Source organism: Bacillus sp. TE9106W (assembly GCF_054062215.1).
This window is the reverse complement of sequence record NZ_JBSSFA010000001.1, coordinates 448,789-466,676: the sequence shown is the minus strand read 5'-3', so window position 1 is coordinate 466,676 and position 17,888 is coordinate 448,789. Positions and strand designations below refer to the sequence as shown.

Here is a 17,888-nt window from a genome sequence, read left to right as displayed (position 1 = left end):
GGAAGTGATGAAATGCCTGAATTACCAGAGGTTGAAAACGTCAGACGGACACTTGAAAATCTTGTAACAGGAAAAACAATTGAAGACGTCATTGTTACCTATCCCAAAATAGTAAAACGCCCAGATGATGCAGAAATCTTTAAAGAAATGCTAAAAGGCGAGACGATTGAAAATATAAAGCGAAGAGGAAAGTTTTTGCTTTTATATGTAACGAATTATGTCATTGTTTCACATTTGCGTATGGAAGGTAAGTTTTTACTGCATCAAGAGGATGAACCAATTGATAAGCATACGCACGTCCGTTTCTTATTTACAGATGGAACTGAATTACATTATAAAGATGTGAGAAAGTTCGGTACGATGCATCTCTTTAAAAAGGGTGAGGAAATGAATCAAATGCCTCTTGCTGACTTAGGTCCAGAGCCATTTGATGCTGAATTGACACCACAGTATTTACACGAGAGATTGCAAAAGACAAATCGGAAAATAAAAGTTGTATTGTTAGACCAGCGTCTTTTAGTAGGGCTTGGAAATATATATGTAGATGAAGTTTTATTCCGTTCTCAAATTCACCCAGAACGAGAAGCGTCTTCTTTAACAGCGGAAGAAATTGAGCGGATTTATGAGGCGACTGTTACAACGTTAGGCGAAGCAGTGAAACGTGGCGGAAGTACGATTCGAACGTATATCAACTCACAAGGGCAAATTGGCTCATTCCAAGAACTTCTAAATGTATATGGAAAAAAAGGAGAACCGTGTGTGACTTGCGGTACGATATTAGAAAAAACAGTTGTTGGCGGAAGAGGAACGCATTACTGCCCGATTTGTCAGCCTAGAATATAGAAAAGAGATAACATCGGATAGGCATTTGTCATATACATACAGCAGAGCTATGTATAAGGGAGGAGCTTACCGATGTACCTTTATTTATCTCTTATTTTATTAGCTTTTACATTAAGCTTAGATAGCTGTAGTGTAGGGCTAACATATGGTTTAAGAAGCGTAAGAATTCCACTAAGATCAATTGTAATTATCGGAATGTGTTCAGCCGCTGTTATGCTTGTTTCAATGGGAATTGGACATATGATCGCGAAAATATTTTCACCTGTTATCGCAACGCGTATCGGTGGGCTTGTTCTTATTGGAATAGGGATTTGGGTATTATATCAATTTTTTCGAAGTGAGAAAAAAGAAGAACCGAAGCAAGAGGAGAAGGTCTGGAAATTAGAGATTGCCTCGCTTGGGTTAGTAATTCAAATTTTACGGAAGCCGACTGTAGCAGATTTCGATAAATCAGGCACCATTTCTGCAGGAGAAGCATTGCTTCTTGGTATCGCTCTTTCTGTAGATTCATTCGGTGCTGGAATTGGTGCGTCTTTATTAGGGTATGCACCTGCTATGATGGCGATATTAGTTGCAGTGATGAGTTCTTTGTTTTTATTTATTGGAATGAAACTTGGAACGGTTTTATCAAATATGAAATGGTTGCAAAAATTTACATTCCTGCCTGGGGTATTACTCATTATTATTGGAATTTGGAAAATGTAAGTACAGGCGTGGAACATTAGTTTCGCGCCTTTTATTATGAGGAGGGTTATGATGACGGTAGTAATTGGATTAACGGGAGGTATTGCAAGCGGAAAAAGTACAGTATCTCAAATGTTTCGCGAGCTCAGTATACCAGTTATTGATGCAGATATTATCGCAAGAGAAGTTGTAGAAAAAGGAAAACCAGCATATAACAAAATTGTAGAAGTGTTTGGAACGGAAGTATTACAAGAAGATGGAGAACTGGATCGACCGAAATTAGGAAGTGTCGTTTTCTATAATGAAGAGAAACGATTGCAGTTAAACAAAATTGTTCATCCTGCAGTGCGTGAGGAAATGAATAAGCAAAAGGAAATGTACATAAAAGAAGGTATGCAAGCGGTTGTGTTAGATATTCCTCTCTTATTTGAAAGTAAATTAACAAGTCTCGTTGACCGCGTTTTAGTTGTAGCAGTTAAGCCACATACGCAATTAGAACGTTTAATGAAGCGAAATAATTTTTCAGAAGAAGAAGCAACAGCTCGTATTCAATCTCAAATGCCGTTAGAAGAAAAAGTGGAAAATGCAGATGAAGTGATAAATAATGATGGCACAATTATGGAAACGAAAACACAATTACAGGCGATTTTAAAGAAATGGAACATTATTGACTAAAAAATTGTGAAATTAATGAAAATGCTTAGTGACATATCCCCTTTTTGTGTTATACTATTATTGGGATTGGAGATAAATAGTATAACGCATTCAAGGGGGATAACATATTATGACTCGTGTGGCAATTAATGGATTTGGACGTATTGGGAGAATGGTATTTCGTCAGGCAATAAAAGAAAGCGCATTCGAAATTGTAGCAATCAATGCAAGCTATCCATCTGAAACGTTAGCACATTTAATTAAATATGATACAGTTCACGGCAAGTTTGACGGAACAGTAGAAGCATTTGAAGATCACTTATTAGTTGATGGGAAAATGATTCGCCTTTTAAACAACCGCGATCCAAAGGAATTGCCTTGGACAGATTTAGGTGTTGAAGTTGTAATTGAAGCAACTGGTAAATTTAATTCAAAAGAAAAAGCAATTCTTCACGTTGAAGCTGGAGCGAAAAAAGTTATTTTAACAGCGCCTGGTAAAAATGAAGATGTAACAATTGTAGTTGGTGTGAACGAAGACCAATTAGATATTACAAAACATACTGTTATTTCAAATGCATCTTGTACAACAAACTGTTTAGCACCTGTTGTGAAGGTGTTAGATGAGCAGTTTGGAATTGAAAACGGTTTAATGACAACAGTTCACGCTTATACAAATGACCAAAAAAATATTGATAACCCACATAAAGATTTAAGAAGAGCACGTGCTTGCGGACAATCAATTATTCCGACAACGACAGGTGCTGCGAAAGCGCTAGCAAAAGTTCTTCCGCATTTAAATGGAAAACTTCACGGTATGGCACTTCGTGTACCAACACCAAACGTGTCTCTTGTTGACTTAGTTGTAGATGTAAAACGTGATGTGACAGTTGAAGCTATTAACGATGCATTCAAAACTGTTGCAAACGGTGCGTTAAAAGGCATTGTAGAATTCAGCGAAGAGCCTTTAGTATCTATTGACTTTAATACAAATACACACTCAGCTATCATTGATGGTTTATCTACAATGGTAATGGGTGATCGTAAAGTAAAAGTGCTTGCTTGGTATGATAACGAGTGGGGCTACTCTCGTCGTGTTGTAGATCTTGTAACGTTAGTTGTTGACGAATTAGCGAAGCAAGAAAATGTGCAACATATTTAAGTGAATAAGGGAGAGGGCAAGTGGAATATTTGCCCTCTTTTTTTTATTTTTTTCTGAAAAGGGAAAAAATTATAGGAGTATATTTTTGAAAGTGGACATACCACGAAACGTTGGGATTACTGTATTTGTGAATCATTTATTTTTTTTAGGGAAAAGTAAAGAGGAAAATATGACAGGAAATCGAAAAAACTGTTGTTGCAAAATGAAAATAAACAAAGTATACTAACACTCGTAAACTTAAGAGCTGAGGTACGTAGTCACTACTTAAAGGGTTAGGACCTCTCTGGACTAACTTTCCCCCGTGGTAGTGGAGCAAGCCAAATTGCAAATTAGTTTTCAATTCGAACAGTTAGAATAAATTTACAAGGGGGAACTGTAGAATGGATACTATGGATACGATGGGTCGTCACGTGATCGCTGAACTTTGGGATTGCGATTTCGACAAGCTTAATGACATGCCGTATATTGAACAATTATTTGTGGATGCAGCACTAAGAGCTGGTGCTGAAGTGCGTGAGGTTGCTTTCCATAAATTTGCACCACAAGGTGTAAGTGGAGTAGTAATTATCTCGGAATCACATTTAACAATTCATAGCTTTCCGGAGCACGGTTACGCAAGTATTGATGTTTATACTTGTGGGGATCGTATTGATCCAAATGTTGCTGCAGAATATATTGCAGAAGGTTTAAACGCGAAAACGCGTGAGAGCATCGAGCTTCCTCGAGGCACTGGTAGCTTCGAAATTAAGCAGAGAGAAACAAAAGCTCTTTAAAAAAGAACATAATTGATTTAAAATGTAAAGAGGTGTATAATGCACCTCTTTTTTAGTTTATAAAAAAGGGAAAATATAACGTACTCGTTAGTTGAATAAATGGAGCTCTTACGAATAAGTTAACAACGCATCTATCATCTAAAACGAGATGATAAAATAATGCGCTTAAACTTAAAGTGGTAAGAGAGTTAAAATGAGTTATATAATAATGTATATATATTGTCAGATGAAGTAAGTAGAGAAAAAATAAAGAGTATAGTGTAAAGGAGTGAATATATTGCGTTGTCCATCCTGTTCTCATAATGGTACAAGAGTGTTAGATTCGCGTCCGGTAGACGAGGGGCGCTCTATTCGAAGAAGGAGAGAGTGTGAAAGCTGTTTAAGCCGCTTTACGACATTTGAAAGAGTGGAAGAGTCACCTCTTATCGTTGTAAAAAAAGAAGGAACACGAGAAGAGTTTAATAAAGAAAAGATTTTACGTGGCTTAATTAAAGCGTGCGAAAAAAGGCCAGTATCTTTAAGACAATTAGAAGAAGTAACTCAAAGCGTGGAACGTGAACTTCGTAATTTAGGTATATCAGAAGTGAAAAGTGATATGATTGGTGAAATTGTTATGGAAGAACTACGTGATATCGATGATGTTGCTTACGTGCGTTTTGCTTCTGTATATCGCCAATTTAAAGATTTAAATGTATTTATTGAAGAATTAAAAGATATACTGCAAAAAGAAAGAGAGTAGCATCTGTATTGTATTCTCTTTACATACCGTAAGTAATGAGATAAGAGAGCTAGAAGCGAAAGCTAATAGCTCTTTTTCGCTAAGAAATTATATAGTGAAGATTGGATGAGAGAAAGGAAAAGCAAGAATGGAAAAACAGTCATGGATGGAGCTATTGCCGATTGATCGTTATAAAGTAAGTGCGAAAGGGTTATTGCATAATTACGACCGAAAAGTGTTAACGATGTTATATCAGCCGTTAATAGGTAGTAGAGCTTTTAGCTTGTACATGACGCTATGGGGAGAGTTAGAGCAAGATCGTGTATTTGGAAAAGAGAATACGCATCATTCCCTTATGGTGACCATGCAAATGCAGCTTCCCGAAGTATATGAGGAACGAGTAAAGTTAGAGGCAATTGGACTTTTGAAAGTATATATTAAGAAAGAAAAAGATATTCGAATGTTTATATATGAGCTGCAACCACCTTTATCTCCAAAGCAGTTTTTTGATGATATTGTTTTAAGTATCTTTTTATACAATCGATTGAGTCGGACAAAATATAATCAAGTAAAGCATTATTTCTTAGAAGAAGAATTTGATTTTGCATCTTATGAAAATGTTACGCGTTCTTTTAATGATGTGTTTGGTTCGTTTAATCCAGGGCAGCTTGAGCATGCGCAAGAAGACCTTCGTATTCCAAAAACGACAGCTATGCCAAGTAACGAGAAGGGAGACGCTCCAAAAGTTTGGAATGATTTCTTTGATTTCTCCTTATTTGTAGATGGCTTGTCCGCTCTTGTCCCTAAAAAGGCGATTACAGATCAAGTGCGAGAATGTGTCATTACACTTGCTTACGTGTACGATGTAGATGTGTTATCGATGCAAAATATCGTTCTTGGTACGGTGACAGAGATGCAGACAATTGATATCGAAAGGCTTAGAAAAGGAGCACGTGATTGGTATCAGTTCGAAAACGGTCAAGCGTTACCTGTATTAAGTGAAAGAGTACAACCTCACGCTGCACGTATGATGGAAGGAAAAGAGCCTTCTACGCAAGAAGAGATGTTAATAAAACAGTTAGAGGAAATCTCACCAAAACAACTATTAAAAGAAATCTCTGGTGGTGCAGAGGCGACAAAGGCTGACTTGCAGATCGTTGAAGATGTAATGATCAATCAAAAATTAACGCCAGGTGTTGTGAATGTACTTATTTATTACGTTATGCTACGCTCAGATATGAAACTTGCGAAAACGTATGTGGAGAAGATTGCTGGACATTGGGCACGTAAAAAGGTCGGTACAGTAGCTGAAGCAATGGCGTTAGCGAAAGAAGAAAACCGTCAATATCAAGAATGGGCTGAGACGAAGAAGAAAGGCCGTACATCGAAGAAAACGGTACGAAAAGAAATGGTACCAGATTGGCTGAAAGAAGAGCCGAAAGAACAAGAGAAAGAAACTGTGAAAAAAGATGCAAGTGCTGAAAAAGGTGCAAGTACGTTAGAGGATGAACGGAAACGACTAGAAGAAGTGTTAAAAAAATATAAGCGTGATTAATAGAAGAGAATGAACGCTCTTTGAGGTGAGGAAATGGAGCATATTCAAAATTCATTTGCAAAATTAATGGAAAATGAAAATTTTAAAAATAGATATGAAGTATTAAAGGCGGAAGTAATGGCACATCCGCGTGTGAAAGAATTTATAGACGAACATCGAGGGGAAGTAACAACTTCTATGATCGAGCGCAGTCTTGTGAAATTATACGAATATATTGGACAAAGTGTAGGTTGTGCGGATTGTCCGGATCTAGGTTCGTGTAAAAACATGCTGCAAGGGTATGAGCCAAAGCTCGTTATCCAGGGGAAGATGATTGATATTCAATACGATCGTTGCGTGAGAAAAGTAGCCTATGACGAAAGAAAGAAATATGAAAAGCTCGTTCAGAGTGTATATATGCCGACTGACATTTTACAAGCAACGATGGAAAACTTAGACCCTTCAGATTTAGATGCTCGTATTGATGCAATTGGTGCAGCCAATGAATTTTTAAGTACATATGAACCTGGTAAAAAAGTACAAGGTTTATATTTGTACGGTAAATTTGGTGTAGGAAAAACGTATTTGTTAGGAGCAATTGCGAATGAGCTTGCTCGAAAGAAAATCAGTTCAATGCTCGTATATTTCCCTGAATTTCTACGTGAAATTAAAAGTTCAATTCAAGATAATTCGATTGGGGAAAAGATTGATGCGGTGAAACGCGTACAAGTTTTAATGCTAGATGATATTGGAGCAGAAGCGATGTCAAGCTTTGTGCGTGATGATGTACTCGGTGCAATTTTGCAATTCCGTATGTTAGAAAACTTACCGACGTTCTTTACGTCTAACTTTGATTTTAAACAACTAGAACATCATTTAACATATACGCAGCGCGGTGAAGCGGAAGAAATGAAAGCAGCTCGTATTATGGAACGAATTAAATATTTAGCGAAACCAATTCCTATTGGTGGGAAAAACCGTCGTCATAAGTAAAGAGTAAGCTGAGAAGCTTGCTCTTTTTTTCGTAGTTAAACGCTTTTTATAGTAGCCGAATTATAAAATGAAAAGTTCTTATTGAAAATTCCGAGTAGCTTGTATCATTTTTTTCTCCCTCCCTTAATATATATAAAATTAGCAAGCCATATCGAGTGGATTTTCTAACGATAAGAAATGTAATTCTACTAAGAGTGAACTTTCACGCGGGACGGACTCTTATAGGATTTGTAACGTATAGATACAGTCCTTTAGAGCAGGGATAAAAGGGGGGACAAAAGTGATTGAAATTTGCTTCGAAGAAAAAAATGATGCTATGCACGTATATAGACAACTACTGAAAAGAGCGGAACTGTTATATAAGGAAACGAGTGTGTATTTACAGGACCAAAAAGTGGTGATTCACATACCAGTATGTGAATCAAATTATATTGAAAAGATTTTATTACCAGTCATGGTATATTTCATTGTGAATGTGAAACAAAATGAGTGGATATATACAATCTTAAAAGAGAAGTTTTTTTATGAAGAAGAGGAAGAGTGTCATCAAATATTGCATATGGCACAAGAGATCTTAAAAGGAAGAAGAAAAGGAATTGCTCGTGAATTAACACGTCACACATTTGAATCATATATTAAATCCTCTTTAAATAACTGGCTTTGTGATCCGCTTTCATTCTCGTTTTCATCATATGTTCGTTTTCGTCTTCGTACATATAGGGAAATGGTAGCTAAGCTTGCTGAAGTTGCGATTGATGAGTATAAGTTAGAACAAGAATATCAAATGTTTATTGAGACGCTCCGGCAACAAGTCCGTAGCCGGAAATCACGTTTGTCATGTGTGCATCTTATTTTTGATGAAAGTTTTATTTTCTATGATGATAAAGGTAGACGTTTAAAACAAGAGAAATTGGTTCAATATATAGATGAAGACTTATTAAAACAAAAGGATGTATATATTGATACGAAAGTAATTGCACCACTTCTTTCTATTTCGCCGAAAAAAATTTATTTATATACGAAAGAACAAGACCATAATATGATTATTACTTTGCGAAATGTATTTCAAGAACGGGTACAATTACATGGATTACATGAGTTTGAGCGCAATGTGAAAAATTTAAAAAATAAAGGTAACGCCCTTGATTTTCTAAGTTTTTGAGCATATAATTACCTACATAAATGAAATATATTGAAATGTCATGATGAGGACATGAGTAGTTTTCTACGATTTTCAGAGAGGGAAGCCTTAGGGTGTGAGCTTCCTAGTACGGGATTATTACTTACCACCTCTAAACTTTAGCAGTGAACGGTTTTTCTAGTAATTGCTAACGGACAACACCGTTATGTTGAACTTGAGCAATTAACAATAAGGTTAATTGGAACAAGGGTGGAACCACGAATTCAACACTCGTCCCTTTTTACGGGATGAGTGTTTTTTATTTTGAGAAAAAGAGGAGTGACCAGTGATGGCAGATGTAGTTAAAATTACTTTCCCTGATGGAGCTGTGAAGGAGTTTCCAAAAGGCGTAACAACTGAAGAAATCGCAGCTTCTATTAGCCCAGGCTTAAAGAAAAAAGCTGTGGCTGGAAAATTAAATGATGAGATGATTGATCTTGTTACACCAATCGAAGAAGATGGTGCAGTTTCTATCATTACATTAGATTCTGAAGATGGCTTATATATTTTACGCCACTCAACAGCTCACCTTTTAGCGCAAGCGTTAAAACGTTTATATAAAGATGTTAAGGTTGAGCTTGGTATTGGTCCAGTAATTGAAAATGGCTTCTACTACGATATTGATATGGAAGAAGCAATTACAGTTGAAGACTTCAAGAAAATCGAAAAAGAAATGCAAAAGATTGTGAACGAGAACTTAGAAATCGTTCGTCATGAAGTACCACGTGCAGAAGCAATTCGTCGCTTTGAAGAAATCGGCGATGAGTTAAAATTAGATTTAATTAATGATCTTCCAGAAGATGCAGTTATTTCAATTTATGAGCAAGGCGAATTCTTCGACCTTTGCCGTGGTGTTCACCTTCCATCTACAGGAAAAATTAAAGTATTTAAATTATTAAGCGTTGCGGGTGCTTACTGGCGCGGCGATAGCAATAATAAAATGCTACAACGTATTTACGGTACTGCATTTGTTAAGAAAGCAGAATTAGATGAGCACTTACGTATGCTTGAAGAAGCGAAAGAGCGCGATCACCGTAAATTAGGTAAAGAATTAAAACTATTTACTAATAGCCAAAAAGTAGGACAAGGTTTACCACTTTGGTTACCAAAAGGTGCAACAATCCGCCGCATTATCGAGCGTTACATCGTTGATAAAGAAGCAAGCTTAGGCTATGATCACGTATACACTCCAGTACTAGGAAGCAGAGAGCTTTATGAAACTTCTGGTCACTGGAATCACTACCGTGATGGTATGTTCCCATCAATGGAAATGGATAATGAAGAGTTAGTTCTTCGTCCAATGAACTGCCCTCACCACATGATGGTTTATAAAAACGATATTCACAGCTACCGTGAATTACCAATCCGTATTGCGGAACTTGGAACAATGCACCGCTATGAAATGTCAGGTGCGTTATCTGGATTACAACGTGTACGCGGAATGACTTTAAACGATGCGCACATTTTCGTTCGCCCAGATCAAATTAAAGAAGAGTTAAAACGTGTTGTAAACTTAACTCTAGAAGTGTACAAAGATTTCGGTTTAGAGAACTACTCATTCCGTCTATCTTATCGCGACCCAGAAGATACTAAAAAGTACTATGCTGATGATGAGATGTGGGAAAAAGCACAAGGTATGTTAAAAGAAGCTATGGATGAAATGGGTCTTGATTACTACGAAGCTGAAGGTGAAGCGGCATTCTACGGTCCAAAACTTGACGTTCAAGTTCGTACTGCTCTTGGAAAAGACGAAACACTTTCAACTGTACAATTAGACTTCTTACTTCCAGAACGCTTTGAACTATCTTACGTTGGTGAAGACGGTAAACAACACCGTCCAGTTGTAATTCACCGTGGTGTTGTATCAACTATGGAACGATTCGTAGCATTCTTAATTGAAGAATATAAAGGTGCATTCCCAACTTGGTTAGCTCCAGTTCAAGTACAAGTAATTCCAGTTTCTCCGCAAGTACATTTAGACTATGCGAAGAAAGTACAAGACGAATTGCGCCGTGCTGGTATCCGTGTTGAATTAGATACTCGTGAAGAGAAAATTGGTTACAAAATCCGTGAAGCACAAATGCAAAAAATTCCGTACATGCTTGTAGTAGGTGACAATGAAGTAACTGAAAACGGCGTAAACGTACGTAAATACGGTGAACAAAAATCAGAAACAATCGCATTAGATGCTTTTGTTGATATGATTAAAGTAGAAGGAAAACGATAAGAAAAAGCCGCGGTATACCGCGGCTTTTCTGTGTAATATGAGTAAGAAAAATTAGAAAAAAAAACCATGTAACACTTATCGTAAAAAAGTATTGCAAGTATGTTAGTTGTTTGTTACAATATTTCTTGTTGTTAGTAAAACACATAACGTCTTCTTGACAGACGTCATGTCCTATGATAAACTCATCAAGGATAATAGAATATTGTTTTGTGGAACAAGTAGAAGCACCCGCTTCTCACCTGATGGACGCATTCGCAGTTTACAGGTAAATGTATTTCTTACTTAAGATTTTACAAGTGTGGGTGTCGTATGCCCGCACTTTTTTTGTCGGGTTCTATGACTACAAACTATGTTCTGAGAAAACCTTGGAGGTGGCTTACTATTAGCAAGGATATGATGATTAACGAGCAAATTCGTGCACGTGAAGTACGTTTAGTTGGCGCAAATGGCGATCAACTTGGAATCAAGTCTCGTAATGATGCTTTAGACTTAGCTGCAAATCTTAATCTTGATTTAGTATTAGTTGCTCCAAATGCGAAACCGCCAGTATGCCGCATTATGGACTACGGTAAATTCCGCTTTGAGCAACAGAAGAAAGAAAAAGAACAGCGCAAAAATCAAAAAGTAATTAGCATGAAAGAAGTTCGTTTAAGTCCAACAATTGATGAACACGACTTTAACACAAAACTTCGTAATGCTATCAAGTTTTTAGAGAAAGGCGACAAGGTTAAAGCGTCAATTCGCTTTAAAGGACGTGCCATTACTCATAAAGAAATCGGTCAACGTGTTTTAGATCGCTTCTCAGAAGCTTGTGCTGAAGTTAGTACAATCGAATCTAAGCCTAAAATGGAAGGACGCAGTATGTTCTTAGTTTTAGCACCGAAAAACGATAAGTAATAGATAGAGGAGGAAATACCTATGCCTAAACAAAAAACTCATCGCGGCGCTGCAAAGCGTTTCAAAAAGACTGGATCAGGTAAACTGAAACGTTCTCACGCTTACACAAGCCATTTATTCGCTAACAAATCTACAAAAGCTAAACGTAAACTACGTAAAGCTGGTGTAGTAAGCGCTGGTGACTTCAAACGCATTCGTCAAATGCTTGACAACTTAAAATAAGTTCGGCTGATATATAGAACAATTAGGAGGTAATATTATGCCAAGAGTAAAAGGTGGTACAGTTACTCGTCAACGTCGTAAAAAAGTAATTAAATTAGCAAAAGGTTACTACGGTTCAAAAAATACATTATTCAAGGTTGCTAACCAACAGGTTATGAAATCTCTAATGTATGCATTCCGTGACCGCCGTCAAAAGAAACGTGACTTCCGTAAATTATGGATTACACGTATCAACGCAGCAGCTCGTATGAATGGTCTTTCTTACAGCCGCTTAATGCACGGTCTTAAAAATGCTGGCATCGAAGTTAACCGCAAGATGCTTGCTGACTTAGCTGTTCATGACGAAAAAGCTTTCGCTGAATTAGCAACAGTTGCAAAAAACAACATTAACTAATTAATTAGTTGAAACCTTAGAAGATTTTTCTTCTAAGGTTTTTTTATTTGTATGCAAAGAGAAGTATGTCGTTATCGATATGACAAAATCAATATAAAAGTTATAGTAATATAGAAGAATATATATATGAAGCCAGGAGAATCCTCCTGGCTTCTTTTAATTATCACCCTTTGGAAAGAAGAGTATCTTTCCTACCTGAAACGACACTGCTATAATGGAAAGATGATATGGAACTTTCATCAGATAAAATAACATTTTTATTAGTGGGCAATTCCTGGATAAGTATTAACTATCACCAATCGGAGTGAACAATCTAATCGTGATGATTGAAACGTATTTGTAAATTAAGGACAAGCTATTTTGTAAAGAGGTAAATGGCTGACTTATTAATAAGAAACGAAAAATAATAATGAACTTTGAGATGAAACAACATTGTTGCGTAACATGCGATGTTGGAGGAGGACAATAGAATGGACTTACTACAACTATTTAAATTACAAAAAGAATTAGATGACCGTATTACGAAGGAGCATGACTTACAACCGAAAAAATTGTTAAAAGAAAAAATGTTAGCTCTTCTTGTTGAAATTGGAGAACTTGCAAATGAAACACGTTGTTTTAAATATTGGAGCAACAAACCAGCATCAGAACGGGAAGTAATATTAGAAGAATACGTAGATGGTTTGCATTTTATCTTATCAATCGGGATTGATTTAGGTATCGATAAAAACTTCTTATTCTATAAGTGTGCACAGACGAATAAAACACAAGTAGAAATTTTCTTAGACACATATGCGAAGGTGATTCGTTTTACAGATCAACCATCTATTACGAACTATATTGAATTATTTACAAGCTATCTTCGACTTGGACAAGCACTTGAGTTTGAACAAGAAGAGATTGAAAAGGCATATTTAGATAAAAACGAAGTAAATCATCAGCGTCAAACACAAGGATACTAAGTTAATTTTTGAATATTTCAATTTCCTTTTGTATAATGAAGTGACTGAAGAAAAAGGAGGGTGTTGGCAATGACAAAATTAGACGAGACATTGACAATGCTAAAAGAATTAACAGATGCACGCGGTATTGCGGGGAACGAGCGTGAGCCACGTGAAGTAATGAAGAAATATATTGAGCCGTTTGCGGACGAACTTTCTACTGATAATTTAGGAAGTTTAGTTGCGAAAAAAGTAGGGGAAGAAAACGGCCCGAAAATTATGGTTGCAGGTCATTTAGATGAAGTTGGCTTTATGATTACGCAAATTGATGACAAAGGTTTCCTTCGTTTCCAAACGGTTGGTGGCTGGTGGTCACAAGTTATGCTTGCGCAGCGCGTGACAATTGTAACGCGTAAAGGAGATGTAACAGGTGTAATCGGTTCAAAACCACCGCATATCTTACCTCCAGAAGCGCGTAAAAAGCCAGTTGAAATTAAAGACATGTTCATCGATATTGGTGCTTCTAGTCAAGAAGAAGCAATGGAGTGGGGCATACGACCAGGAGATCAAGTTGTACCTTACTTTGAATTCCAAGTGATGAAGAATGAAAAAATGTTACTTGCAAAAGCATGGGATAACCGAATTGGTTGTGCAATTGCAATTGACGTATTAAAACAATTAAAAGATGAAAAGCATCCAAACGTTGTATACGGCGTAGGGACTGTACAAGAAGAAGTCGGTCTTCGTGGTGCGAAAACATCTGCAAACTATATTAAACCAGATATCGCATTCGCAGTAGATGTTGGTATCGCTGGTGACACACCGGGGGTAACGTCAAAAGAAGCGCAAAGTAAAATGGGTGATGGACCACAGATCATTTTATATGATGCTTCTGTTATCGGTCATACCGGTTTACGTGACTTTGTAGTTGATGTTGCTGATGAATTACAAATTCCGTATCAATATGATTCAGTAGCGGGCGGCGGAACGGATGCAGGTGCAATTCATATTGCTGTAAATGGTATTCCGTCTATGGCAATTACGATCGCAACGCGTTACATTCATTCTCATGCGGCAATGTTACACCGTGATGACTATGAAAATGCAGTGAAGTTAATTGTAGAAGTTATTAAACGTCTTGATAAAGAGGCTGTACATAACATTACATTTAATTAATAGAAAAAGCGAAGGAGCCTCTCCTTCGCTTTTTTATGTTTTAAAAAGGTCGTTCTAATCCCGCTGCAGTATGAGCCCCTAAAATGATTAAACGAGTTAATTGCATGGCCATAAAATGCGGGGTATATATCATTCCTCTCTTTAGCCATGACATAATCATGCCGAGGTGAGCACCGGTAACATAACTAATGAGAATATCACGCGGAACCATTAATTTTTCATCGTTAGGTTGTGAAATAGAGAGGCTTAATGTTAAATGTGTTTGAATTGCTTTCATCATCTTATACGTATAGTTTCCGGCAGCTTTATCACCAAGCATGACGTTATAGAAATTCGCATTTTCTGCGATATGTTCAAACAATGCTAAGAAATTTGGGTGTGGTGAATCAAAGGCAAGTTGAAAATCTTCTTTATTTCTATTTTTCGGTTTAATAACTTCTGTTAGCTTCTCTAACATTTCTTCAATGCTTTTGTCTAATAAGTCATATTTATCGTGGTAATGGCTATAAAATGTAGCACGATTTACAGGAGCACGTTCTGCAATATGTTGAACAGTTACATTTTCAAACCCTTTTTCGCCTACTAAAGCGACAAAAGCATCCTGTATGAGTTGTCTCGTCCGTTTTACACGTGGATCATTTGTATTTTTAATAGACATTTTTACTTCCCCTCGTTTAATTTTCTGTACTTAAACAACATATTGGTATTATATTGTTGTTTAAGCGACATTTCATACGTAAATTGTCGGTTGTAGATTCGAAATAATTATTTATAATTATAAACGATAGTCCTTCAGAAATCAGCACCGCTCGCAGGTAGATAAATTTCGATTTACACCTCAGATGGTGTGATTTTTTTGTTTAAAAGTTAATATAATTAACAATTAAACAATCTAAACAATAAGGACGTAAATAGTTTAGAAAAAAATTATATGCGATATAAGGAGAGGAATGCAATGAATCAGTTTCGAAGAATGGTGATTATTAACATTATCACATTAATTGTACTAGTTGGCGGCGGTATTGGCGGTTATTACTATTACAACCAAACGGAAAATTACTTAAAAACAGACAATGCAAAAATTGATGGAAAGGTAATTCCGATTGCATCACCAGTAGCAGGTAAATTAACTGACTGGAAAGCTGAAGTAGGTAAGAACTACAATGAGAATGATAAATTAGGTGCTGTCACTGTAGCAGCAGCGAATGGAGAACAAACAGTAGATGTAACAATTCCACAAAATGCAACAGTTGTACAATCAAACGCAACAACAAATGCTTTCGTTGGAGCAGGTAGCCCGATTGCTTATGCATTTGATATGAACAATTTATGGGTAACAGCAAACATTGAAGAAACAGATGTTGACGATGTACAAAAAGGTCAAGACGTAGATGTGTATGTAGATGCATACCCAGATACAACGTTATCAGGAAAAGTAGAGCAAGTGGGCTTAACAACAGCGAACACATTCTCTATGTTACCATCAAGCAACGCAACAGCGAACTATACGAAAGTAACACAAGTAGTACCAGTTAAAATTTCTTTAGATCATAGCAAATCAGTAAATATTGTTCCTGGCATGAATGTGACAGTTCGTATTCATAAGTAAGGGGGAGATGAGATGTCCTCAATTGTAATTGCAGGATATGCACTATTTTGTATAATCGTCTTCTTCCTTGTAAATCGTCTTTTACGAAAGAAAAAAACGAAAATAGGAGAAGAACAAGTCCCAGCCGTAAGTAAAATAGAAGTAAGTAAAGTTGAAACAGATGAGAAAGACATTGAACGAAAGCAACAATCGGAAATTTCTAATGTAGTTGAGTTAGAAACAGGAAAGCAAGAAGAAGTAAAACAAGAAAAAGAAGTGCCGAAAAAACAAATGTCTACGCCTGCAGAGAACGTGAACGTAAAAGCAGTTGTAGCTGTATTAATTCTCGGCATGTTCGTTTCTATTTTAAACCAAACAATCATTAACGTTGCATTACCTCCGTTAATGAATGAATTTAACGTATCAACTTCAACAGCACAATGGTTAATTACAGGTTTCATGCTTGTAAATGGTATTTTAGTACCGATTAGTGCCTTTTTAGTTTCACGGTTTACGTATCGTAAATTATTCGTAGCAGCAATGTTATTCTTCACGGTAGGATCTATCATTTGTGCTACTTCAGGAAACTTTACAATGATGATGACAGGCCGCGTAATTCAAGCGGTTGGTGCGGGTATTTTAATGCCGGTTGGTATGAATATCTTCATGACGTTGTTCCCGCCTCATAAACGCGGAGCAGCGATGGGATTATTAGGTGTAGCGATGATTTTAGCTCCAGCTATCGGACCAACTGTAACAGGTTGGGTGATTGAAAACTATAGCTGGAACTTAATGTTCTATGCGATGTTTATTATTGGTTTAATTATTACGTTCCTATCTTTAAAATTCTTTACACTAGCTCAGCCAGTGTCTAACACGAAATTAGATATATTCGGTGTGGTTAGTTCAAGTATTGGACTAGGAAGCTTATTGTATGGATTTAGTGAGGCTGGAAACAATAGTTGGACTAGTGCAGAAGTCATTATTTCACTTGTGATCGGTGTAATTGGTTTAGCGTTATTTATTTGGAGAGAGTTAACAACGGACAATAAAATGCTTGATTTACAAGTGTTTAAATATCCAGTATTTACTTTTACTTTAGTAATTAACGCAATCGTTACGATGGCATTATTCGGAGGTATGTTATTGCTTCCGGTATATCTGCAAAACATTCGTGGCTTCACGCCAATTGAATCTGGTTTACTACTTCTTCCAGGATCATTAATTATGGGGATCATGGGACCAGTAGCGGGTAAATTATTCGATAAATATGGCATTCGTCCATTAGCTATAATTGGATTGGCAATTACGACGTATGCGACATATGAATTTACAAAATTATCGATGGATACACCGTATAGCGTTATTATGACGGATTATATTATACGTTCAATTGGTATGTCATTCATTATGATGCCAATTATGACAGCTGGTATGAACGCGCTACCGATGAAATTAATTTCTCACGGTACAGCAACGCAAAATACGTCAAGACAAGTAGCTGGTTCAATTGGAACAGCGATATTAATCACGCTTATGACGCAACAAACGACTGCTCACGTAGCAGATTATGGAAACATGTTAACAACGTCAAATCCGATTTTAGTTGATAAAGTGCATGGCATGGGGCAAAGCTTAGCCGCCTTAGCTGGCTCAGCGCAAGCAGGAGATGCGATGAGCACGCAGCTATTATTTGGACAAATTTCGAAGTTATCTGCAATTAACGGTATTAACGATGCTTTCTTAATTGCGACGATACTCGCAGGGATTGCTTGGGTGTTATCGTTCTTCTTACCATCAGGCAATAAAACAAATAGAAAAGCAGGGAATTAATTTCCCTGCTTTTTTACTTTTAACCATTGTAAGAGATAAAATCATCCAAGTTAATATTCCAAACACTTCTGT

The 17,888-nt window shown here is 36.8% G+C and carries 18 protein-coding genes and 2 other annotated features; of the genes, 17 read left to right on the top strand and 1 reads right to left on the bottom strand.

Annotated elements, in window-relative coordinates; translation table 11 throughout:
- Nucleotides 1–12: 12 nt before the first annotated feature.
- The 15 genes from mutM (at nt 13) to ACVWY7_RS02465 (ending at nt 14,395) form a co-directional block, all read left to right on the top strand.
- The gene (mutM, locus tag ACVWY7_RS02535; RefSeq protein WP_001114480.1) at nt 13–843 is read left to right on the top strand and encodes a DNA-formamidopyrimidine glycosylase; all 831 of its coding nucleotides are present in this window, start codon (nt 13–15) and stop codon (nt 841–843) included.
- Nucleotides 844–915: 72 nt separating this feature from the next.
- Nucleotides 916–1,548 (top strand): sporulation membrane protein YtaF, encoded by a 633-nt coding sequence (gene ytaF / locus ACVWY7_RS02530; RefSeq protein ID WP_000281749.1) that lies wholly within the window; start codon nt 916–918, stop codon nt 1,546–1,548.
- A 51-nt stretch (nt 1,549–1,599) separates the two neighbouring features.
- Entirely contained in the window at nt 1,600–2,202 is a 603-nt protein-coding gene (gene coaE, locus ACVWY7_RS02525) for a dephospho-CoA kinase (protein ID WP_000219300.1), read from the top strand.
- Nucleotides 2,203–2,311: 109 nt separating this feature from the next.
- Nucleotides 2,312–3,340 (top strand): glyceraldehyde-3-phosphate dehydrogenase, encoded by a 1,029-nt coding sequence (locus ACVWY7_RS02520; RefSeq protein WP_000198972.1) that lies wholly within the window; start codon nt 2,312–2,314, stop codon nt 3,338–3,340.
- Nucleotides 3,341–3,729: 389 nt separating this feature from the next.
- Complete coding sequence (gene speD, locus ACVWY7_RS02515; RefSeq protein ID WP_002003660.1) at nt 3,730–4,113, top strand: adenosylmethionine decarboxylase; 384 nt, start codon at nt 3,730–3,732, stop codon at nt 4,111–4,113.
- Nucleotides 4,114–4,390: 277 nt separating this feature from the next.
- Nucleotides 4,391–4,852 (top strand): transcriptional regulator NrdR, encoded by a 462-nt coding sequence (gene nrdR / locus ACVWY7_RS02510; protein ID WP_001203687.1) that lies wholly within the window; start codon nt 4,391–4,393, stop codon nt 4,850–4,852.
- A gap of 127 nt (nt 4,853–4,979) precedes the next feature.
- Entirely contained in the window at nt 4,980–6,386 is a 1,407-nt protein-coding gene (locus ACVWY7_RS02505) for a replication initiation and membrane attachment family protein (RefSeq protein WP_000415046.1), read from the top strand.
- Nucleotides 6,387–6,419: 33 nt separating this feature from the next.
- Nucleotides 6,420–7,358: a primosomal protein DnaI gene (gene dnaI / locus ACVWY7_RS02500; RefSeq protein WP_000400112.1), complete on the top strand. Its 939-nt coding sequence runs from the start codon at nt 6,420–6,422 to the stop codon at nt 7,356–7,358.
- 280 nt (nt 7,359–7,638) lie between these two features.
- A complete protein-coding gene (gene ytxC, locus ACVWY7_RS02495; RefSeq protein ID WP_000569611.1) occupies nt 7,639–8,520 on the top strand; it encodes a putative sporulation protein YtxC in 882 nt (293 codons plus the stop codon).
- A 31-nt stretch (nt 8,521–8,551) separates the two neighbouring features.
- Nucleotides 8,552–8,780, top strand: a binding site (T-box leader).
- Between the two features lie 47 nt (nt 8,781–8,827).
- Nucleotides 8,828–10,765 carry a threonine--tRNA ligase gene (thrS, locus tag ACVWY7_RS02490; RefSeq protein WP_000786086.1) on the top strand — a complete coding sequence of 646 codons (1,938 nt, stop codon included), beginning with the start codon at nt 8,828–8,830 and terminating at the stop codon, nt 10,763–10,765.
- Between the two features lie 210 nt (nt 10,766–10,975).
- Nucleotides 10,976–11,096 (top strand) — a sequence feature (ribosomal protein L20 leader region).
- A gap of 62 nt (nt 11,097–11,158) precedes the next feature.
- Complete coding sequence (gene infC / locus ACVWY7_RS02485) at nt 11,159–11,662, top strand: translation initiation factor IF-3 (RefSeq protein WP_000973214.1); 504 nt, start codon at nt 11,159–11,161, stop codon at nt 11,660–11,662.
- 21 nt (nt 11,663–11,683) lie between these two features.
- A complete protein-coding gene (rpmI, locus tag ACVWY7_RS02480; RefSeq protein ID WP_001125945.1) occupies nt 11,684–11,884 on the top strand; it encodes a 50S ribosomal protein L35 in 201 nt (66 codons plus the stop codon).
- A 37-nt stretch (nt 11,885–11,921) separates the two neighbouring features.
- A complete protein-coding gene (rplT, locus tag ACVWY7_RS02475; RefSeq protein WP_001138362.1) occupies nt 11,922–12,278 on the top strand; it encodes a 50S ribosomal protein L20 in 357 nt (118 codons plus the stop codon).
- Between the two features lie 470 nt (nt 12,279–12,748).
- Nucleotides 12,749–13,240, top strand: coding sequence for a dUTP diphosphatase (locus ACVWY7_RS02470; RefSeq protein ID WP_073522084.1), 492 nt, complete (start codon nt 12,749–12,751; stop codon nt 13,238–13,240).
- Between the two features lie 69 nt (nt 13,241–13,309).
- Nucleotides 13,310–14,395 carry a M42 family metallopeptidase gene (locus ACVWY7_RS02465; protein ID WP_000163566.1) on the top strand — a complete coding sequence of 362 codons (1,086 nt, stop codon included), beginning with the start codon at nt 13,310–13,312 and terminating at the stop codon, nt 14,393–14,395.
- A gap of 40 nt (nt 14,396–14,435) precedes the next feature.
- On the opposite strand, the gene ACVWY7_RS02460 is transcribed toward ACVWY7_RS02465, so the two are convergent.
- Nucleotides 14,436–15,053: a TetR/AcrR family transcriptional regulator gene (locus ACVWY7_RS02460; RefSeq protein WP_000023665.1), complete on the bottom strand. Its 618-nt coding sequence runs from the start codon at nt 15,051–15,053 to the stop codon at nt 14,436–14,438.
- A gap of 297 nt (nt 15,054–15,350) precedes the next feature.
- Between ACVWY7_RS02460 and ACVWY7_RS02455 the strand changes: the two genes are divergently transcribed.
- Nucleotides 15,351–16,004, top strand: coding sequence for an HlyD family secretion protein (locus ACVWY7_RS02455; RefSeq protein WP_001071416.1), 654 nt, complete (start codon nt 15,351–15,353; stop codon nt 16,002–16,004).
- Nucleotides 16,005–16,016: 12 nt separating this feature from the next.
- Nucleotides 16,017–17,816, top strand: coding sequence for a DHA2 family efflux MFS transporter permease subunit (locus ACVWY7_RS02450; protein WP_073522082.1), 1,800 nt, complete (start codon nt 16,017–16,019; stop codon nt 17,814–17,816).
- The last annotated feature ends 72 nt before the right edge of the window (nt 17,817–17,888 follow it).